At 74.8% G+C, this 2,961-nt stretch carries 3 protein-coding genes; 2 read left to right on the forward strand and 1 reads right to left on the reverse strand.

The genetic code is table 11. The features are described 5' to 3' along the window. Nucleotides 1-913 (forward strand): nucleoside hydrolase (locus VF468_08760; protein ID HEX5878397.1); only part of this gene is annotated, 913 nt, incomplete at its 5' end. Then, nucleotides 913-1,776, forward strand: a complete 864-nt coding sequence (locus VF468_08765; GenBank protein ID HEX5878398.1) for a PfkB family carbohydrate kinase — start codon at nt 913-915, stop codon at nt 1,774-1,776. The genes VF468_08760 and VF468_08765, both read left to right, overlap by 1 nt. A 3-nt stretch (nt 1,777-1,779) precedes the next feature. On the opposite strand, the gene VF468_08770 is transcribed toward VF468_08765, so the two are convergent. After that, the coding region (locus VF468_08770) for a hypothetical protein (protein ID HEX5878399.1) at nt 1,780-2,961 on the reverse strand (1,182 nt) is incomplete at its 5' end.

The raw sequence follows: 2,961 nt of genomic DNA on the forward strand, positions 1-2,961 counted from the left end.
GATCGACGACGCCATCGCCATCCTCCTGGCCCTGGCCTCACCCGAGCTCGACGTCCGGGGCATCACGGTGGTCCACGGCAACGTCCCGGTCGAGGCCTGCACCCTGAACGCCCTCAAGGTGCTCGACCTGGTCGGGCGGCGGGATGTCCCGGTCGTGACCGGCGCAGCGGCGCCCCTGGTCCGTCCGCCCCGGCACGCCGAGACCGTGCACGGCCCCGACGGGCTCGGCGGCCTGTTCCCGCCCCCGGACGACGCGCGACCGTTCGCCGCCGACGCCGCCGCGTTCATCGCCGGCGCGCTGGAGGAGACCGACGAGCCGACCACGCTGATCTCCCTGGGACCGTTGACGAACGTGGCCACAGCGATCCTGGCAACACCCGGCGTGATCGAACGGCTGGAGCGGATCGTTTCCATGGGCGGCGCCATCCGCCGCGAGGGGAACGTGACCCCGGCCGCCGAGTTCAACATCTTCGCGGACCCCGAGGCCGCGGCCATCGTGTTCCGCTCCGGCGTTCCGATCACGCTGGTGCCGCTCGACGCCACGATGCGAGCCGTCTTCCCCGGCGAGGCGGCGGCCAGGCTCGCGGGCTCGGAGGTCCCCGTGGAACGGGCCGTCGGAGAGCTCGGGAGCTACGTCAGCGCCGTGTACCGCACGTACTACGGGATCGACGGGTTTGCCCTCCACGATCCCCTGGCGGTCGGCGCGGCCATCGATCCCACGCTGGTGACGACTCAGGACCTGTGGGTCACGGTGGAGACCAGGGGGGAGCTCACCGCCGGGGCGACGCTGGCCGACTTCTGGCACATCCCCGAGCCGTGGGGCGAGCCGAACGCCTCGGTGGCCCTCGACGCCGACGGTGACCGGTTCCTGGAGTTCCTGTGCACCCGGCTGTTCGGCAGGTTCCCGGTGTGATGGTCGTGGTGGTGGGCTCGGTCAACGTCGATCTCGTGGTCCGGATCGATCGCCTTCCCGAGACGGGCGAGACCGTCACCGGTGGATCCTTTCACCGGGTGCCCGGCGGCAAAGGGGGCAACGCGGCCGCCGCGGCCGCCCGGCTCGGCGCCCGGACCGCGTTCGTGGGCATGGTCGGCCCCGACGACCTCGGCGAGGAGGCCCGCCGGGACCTGGCGGGCGCGGGTGTCGACGCCGGCTCGCTGGGAACCGCCCGAGCACCGACCGGCGTGGCCGCGATCCTGGTCGACGGCGAGGGCCGGAACGTGATCGCGGTGGCGCCCGGCGCGAACGCCGAGCTGTCCGCGGCCCACGTCGACGATGCCCTTTCGGCGATCGAGACCGACCGCGCCGTGGTGGTGGCGAACCTGGAGATCCCCGACGAGGCGGTCCTCGCGGCCGCAGAGTTCGCCGATTCGAACGGATGGGCGTTCATCCTCAACCCCGCACCGGCCCGGACGCTCCCCACTGACCTCCTGGATCGATGTGACGTGGTGGTGGCCAACGAGATCGAGGCCGAGGCTCTGGGCCTCCCCGGCTCCGCTCCCAGCGCCGTGGTCATCACGCGAGGCGCGGACGGCGCGCACCTGCACCGGCCCGGCGAGCCCGTCCACCGCCAGGTCGGCTTCGAGATCGAGGTGGCCGACACCACCGGGGCCGGGGACGCCTTCGTGGCCGCGGTGGCCTGGTCGATGCTCGAGGGGATGCCGCTGGAGCGCGGGGTCAGGCTCGCCTGTGCCGCCGGGGCCCTGGCCTGCCGGGCCGTGGGAGCCCGGGCCGGGCTCGCGAGCCGGGCCGAGGTGGAGACCCTGGCCGGGTCCTGACCATCAGCGGACCGGGGCTCGGTAGGTCATCCGCCGGGGGCCCGCGATGAAGCCGACCAGCCGTAGCAGCCGCTCCCCCTCGCTCCCGATGACCGGCTCCTCGCCCCAGCGCTCCACAACCACACGGCCCCGGGGCCACCGCCCGGCCAGCTCGGCGAGCGCGGCCACCGCCCGCTCCTGCTCGTCGGCGGCCAGCGGCACGAGCCGGCGCCCCCGGCCCTCGACCGCCAGCACCGGCCGCCCCCCGGCCAGCACGAGCCACGACCCGGGCACCCGGGCGATCCGCACCGGGACCTCGGCGGCCGGCGGCACCAGCGGCCCGACGGCGTTGGCCGGATCGGAGGCGGCCACGATCCACAGCCGGCCCGAGGAGGCCCGGCGCAGCCGGTCGACCGCAGCGGGGAGCGCGAACTGCACCCCGGAGAGACCACCCACGAAGTACCCGCGTCGGGCCCGGCCCTGCGCCTCCATCGTGACCAGCGCGTCGACCAGGAGCGGCCAGGGGATCGGGACCTCGGCGGCCGAGGCCGTCTCCCTGGCCACCACCCCGTAGGCGTCGATGAGCCGCTCGGCCCACGTCTCGGCGCGGATCGTGGGGTCCTCATCGGGCTCGGGCAACAAACTCCACCGACCGTAGAGCGGCATCCGCGGCGCCCGGCGGTCCCCTCGCCGCGAGGCCCGGGGGGGTTCCTGGATCCCCGCCAGGGAGTCGTTGGTCACCCGCCCGGCCCACACCAGCTCGAACAGCGCCGAGAGCGCCTCCTTCTCCGGGATCGATGCGGCCGAAGCCAGCTCGCTGAGGAAGGACGCCCCCCGGCCGCGCAGGACCTCTTCGACCAGGACCGCTCCGCCCCCGACCGGGCCGGTCGGTCGCAGCAGGCGAGCGGCCACGTCTCTGGGGATCAGCGCCACGCGCCGTCCCGGCAGGCCCTGCCAGAGATAGGAGCCCGAGGCGACGATCCGCTCCGCCGCCGACGTGTCGCCGTCCCGGAACCGGGCCCCCAGGACCTCGGGGAGCAGTGAGGCCGCCGGCACCGGGACGCCCGCCAGGCGCTCCAGCACCTCTCGGGCCGCGGCATCGGTGGCGGGGACCGGCGTCAGGTTCCGCTCGGCCAGGAAGTCCGCGTACCGCTCCGGGTCCACCGGCTCGACCTCCTGCCGCAGGATCTGCAGCGTCTCCCGGTG

Source organism: Actinomycetota bacterium (assembly GCA_036280995.1).
Taxonomy (GTDB): Bacteria; Actinomycetota; CALGFH01; order CALGFH01; family CALGFH01; genus CALGFH01.